The 3,951-nt window shown below is 65.7% G+C and carries 3 protein-coding genes; all 3 read right to left on the reverse strand.

Going from position 1 to position 3,951, the window contains the following annotated elements; genetic code table 11:
* Nucleotides 1-196 precede the first annotated feature (196 nt).
* The 3 genes from ACOVRJ_RS22660 to ACOVRJ_RS22670 all read right to left on the reverse strand — a co-directional run bounded on the left by ACOVRJ_RS22660 (nt 197) and on the right by ACOVRJ_RS22670 (nt 3,611).
* Complete coding sequence (locus tag ACOVRJ_RS22660) at nt 197-1,084, reverse strand: alpha/beta fold hydrolase (RefSeq protein WP_422046085.1); 888 nt, start codon at nt 1,082-1,084, stop codon at nt 197-199.
* 16 nt (nt 1,085-1,100) lie between these two features.
* The gene (locus ACOVRJ_RS22665) at nt 1,101-1,985 is read right to left on the reverse strand and encodes an esterase/lipase family protein (protein WP_422046086.1); all 885 of its coding nucleotides are present in this window, start codon (nt 1,983-1,985) and stop codon (nt 1,101-1,103) included.
* Nucleotides 1,986-2,048: 63 nt separating this feature from the next.
* Nucleotides 2,049-3,611: a wax ester/triacylglycerol synthase family O-acyltransferase gene (locus ACOVRJ_RS22670; protein WP_422046087.1), complete on the reverse strand. Its 1,563-nt coding sequence runs from the start codon at nt 3,609-3,611 to the stop codon at nt 2,049-2,051.
* Nucleotides 3,612-3,951 lie beyond the last annotated feature (340 nt).

Raw genomic sequence — 3,951 nt, forward strand, 5'->3', positions numbered from 1 at the left:
TCGCAAGTAAGATTTGTGTGAATGAAGGGCGGTCTGAAGAGACCGTCCTTTTTCACTTCTGGAGGCTCCATATCTGAATTGAAGCGCGAGAAGAAAACGGGGTCAGGTTCATTTTTCCATCCCTTGGCGATCAAACCCACGCGAATAAATGAACCTGACCCCAATAAAGAAGAGGGCTTTCGCTGGGCTGCGCAGTTCAGCCGGCAAGCTCGGCCACGCGGGTGATTCCACCCACAAAGCTCGGCCATAACTGCTCCGGCAAGTCATGCCCCATGCCTGAAATGAGGTCGAGCTGGGCGCCCGGAATTCGCCGGGCCAGGTCATGGGCGGCGGGCACGGGGATCAGCGGGTCGGACTCGCCGTGGATGATCAACGTGGGCGCCTTGATGCGGCCGAGCTGGCCGGCGCGGTGGGTGTCGGCGGCGATGGCGGCCAGCTGGCGAAGCAGGCCGTGGGGCCGGTTGCTGCGTCGCAAATAGGCTTTGATGCGCTCGCGCAACTCGGCCTCGGGCGCGGGGTAGGCGGGGCTGCCGATCAGGCGGAACAGCTGGTAGGTGCGCTCCATCACGGCGGCGAAGTCTTTGGGATTGGGCGGCCGCCTCAGTAGAGCGCTGCGCACCCGCATCGAGGGGCCGGGTACCGAGCGGGCGCCGCTGTTGGTCATGATCAGGCTCAGGCTCTTGAGCCGCTCGGGCGCCAGCAGGGCCACATGCTGGGCGATCATGCCACCCATGGAGGCGCCGCAGACATGGGCTTTTTGCAGGCCCAAAGCGTCCAACACGCCAAGCGCATCGCGGGCCATATCGGTCAGGCTGTAGGGGCTGCGCACCGGCAAGTGCAAAAGATGCTGCACCGAGGCCAGGCCGATATTGGGCACGCCCAGCTGATCGAAGGCTTGGCTCAAGCCCGCATCGCGGTTGTCAAAGCGGATGACGCGAAAGCCTTGCGCCAGCAGTTGCTGTACCAGGCCCTCGGGCCAGGCGGTCAGCTGCATGCCCAGACCCATGATCATCAGCAGCGGCTCGGCCCAGGGCGGGCCTTGGTCGTCGACTTCGATGGCGATGCCGTTGGCGGAGATTTGCATCAGTGCTTCTTCTGGTTCATTCGGGCTGACCGGTGCGGTAGAACCAGCGCCGCGCGCCCTGCGCCTCAAAAGCTCGCCAGTCCTGCGGGTCTTGGGCCAAGCGGTCGGCAATGGCGTAGAGCGCCAGCGGGTTCATGCCCAGACCCAGATGGCTGGCATGCACTTCGATGTTCTCGTGCCGAGGTGCCGGCTCCATCACGCTGCAGCGCCAGGCCACGATGCCGTCGCTGCGCGAATAGATGGACGTGGTGGGCACCGGCGGTGCCTGGCGGATCTGCGCCAGCAGGGCCGGGTCGCCGACATGGCGGCCATTCATCAGCTCGAAGAACTTCCAGGCATTGGTGGCGCGGGGGTGGCCGGTGAAGGGCGTGCCCAGGGTGATGACGCAGCGCACATGTTCGGGCAACTCCTTGGCCAACTCGCGCGCATAGATGCCGCCCAGGCTCCAGCCGACCAGGCTGACCGGCCGCGCATGGCGCTTGAACAAGGCCTGCACATCGCGGTTGCACTGCTCCAGCACACCTTGGCGCGGCCCGAAGTTGAAGCCCTGGTGCCAGGGATGGGTGTCGTAGCCGAGCGTGTCGAGCAAGCGCCGCAGCGGCTGTGTCGTCACATCATTGGCGCCCAAGCCGGGAAAGACCACCACCGGATGCCCGTCGCCGCGCGGCAGTTTGCGCAGCCAGGGCGTGGCCGCGAGCAGGGCCGCAAACTCCCAGGGCGCGCGGCCCTCCAACATCATCAACAAGGCGTTCGGTGGGCGCAGGTTGAGATGCGGCCAGTCGCTGCGTGAGGGCGTCGGTTGTCCTACTTCTTGCGCTGAGGGCTCAGCTGGCGCGCTCGGCGTTTTGCCACGCGAGCGTATGGCCTTGGGTTTGCTGGGGGAAGCGGGCGAGGCAGGCATGCGTGCGTCAACAAGCGGAATCGAGAGGTGTACGGGATCTGCCCTGATGGTAGCGAAGCCCGATCAAGCCTTGCGCCCGGCTTTAGGGGCGGAAACACGCGCTTTCTTCGCCGCGATGCCGCTTCTCTTGGCGCTCGCCCGCGGTGCTTTGGCCACCGGCAGTGCCAAAAATTCCAGAAAGGCCGCCTCCAGATGCGCCGCCAGTTCGTTCGTTTCCGGCAGCGCGTGGGCACAGGCCATCAGGCCGATGTCGAGCGAGTCGGCATAGCTCTGCACGGTGATGTTCAAGCCCAGGCCATGCACGACGATGGAGGCCGGATACATGCTCAGCACCCGCGCGCCGGCCAAGTAGAGCGGCTGCGTCGGCCCCGGCACATTCGAGATCACCAGATTCGCCACCGTCGGCAGCCGCTCGGCCACATGGGCGCGGCCATACAGCTGCGCCCCGGCCTGCATCAGCCAAGGCAGGCCCATTGAGGGGTAATCGCTGGGCATCAGCGATTTGATGCGCTCCAGTTCTCCCTTCATGGTCTGCGAGGCTTCGAGCAAATAGGCCAGGCGTTTGCTCGGGTCCGCCAGATGCGTGCCCAGGCTGACCACGCTCATCGTGGCCTGGGTGTTGGCCTTGCTCATGCGACCGCTGCTGCGCATCGACACCGGCACCGCCGCGACCAGCGACTTGCGTGGCAGCGGCCCATGCTTGCTGAAGTAACGCCGCAGCGCACCGGCACAGATGAAGAGTAGCGCGTCATTCAGGCTGGCGCCATGCTTGCGCCGCACATCGTGCAAGACCGGCAGCGGCAGGCTGACGGTGGAGAAGCTTCGCTCGGCCGTGACGCTGTTGTTCAGCCGGGTGCGCGGCGCCAGGCTCAGATGGCTGATCTTGCTTTCTTGGCTTTGCTCGGCGCTGTCTCCGCCCAGCCAGCCCTTCAGCTTGGCGCCGGCCACATCGGCGGCCGTCTGGGCCGCCATGCTGCTCAGCGTGCCGGCCGCGCCGGGCAAGGCGCGCGCCAATTGCCAGGTTTGACCCAGCTGTTGCGCCAGCGCCGAACGCAACATGCCGACGGTACCGACCTGCGCTTGCGTGCCGTCGGCGGCGCTGCTGGTGGCCGCGCTGGCCGAAGTTTTTCGCGGCTTGGCCGTGGTGTCCAGAATCACCCCGGCCAGGGCCACCGCGGCCTGGCCATCCACGGCCGCATGGTGCAGCTGGGTGTACAGGCCATAACGCTGTTCGCCCTCGGGGCCGGGCTCCAGACCGTAGAAGACATGGAACTTCCACAGCGGCCGCTCACGGTCCAGCAGTTCGGTGTGCAGCAGGCTGATTTGCGCCTCCAGCGCGGCCATATCGCTGCCCGCGGGCAGGTCGTAGCCGACGATGTGCTCCTCCAGATCGGGCGCGGCATCCACCCAGCTGGGGTTGGCCAGGTTCAAGGGCATGGTGGCCAGTTTGCGGCGCAAGACCGGCGCCAGCGGCAGCCTTGCCGCTATGTGGGCTCGCAGGTGTTCGAGAAAGTCGCCCGCGTAGTCGGCCGGTAACTCCAGCAGATGCAGTGCGCCCACATGCATGGGCATCTGGGCTGTTTCCAGATGCAAAAAAGCGGCGTCAATGCCAGCGAGTGGATTCATCGATTCGGGCCCTGCGAGCAGATCCGATGAGCATACCCGGCTCTAGGCCTGTTGCAGCCCTTGAGCGGCGGCACCGAGAGCCGACTCTAAGTCTCATGAGAAACAAAGCTCTGAACATGACGAAATGCTGCCGGGCTGCGGGCATCGGGTGCGCTCCGCCGCTCGTGTCCCCCGCTTCGCTCCTCCCTTTTACCTCGCCACGGAGCACACCCAATGCCCTTGCCTGCACACAGTGGCCGCTCGCGTCGTGACACACGCGCAAGGCCGCGATGGAGCAGTGCCGTGGGGCCGTTGGGGCCGGGAAACAAAGGGGGGCGGGTAGCCAGGTGAACCCCGGATA

Source organism: Roseateles sp. (assembly GCF_049240545.1).
GTDB lineage: Bacteria > Pseudomonadota > Gammaproteobacteria > Burkholderiales > Burkholderiaceae_C > Paucibacter_A.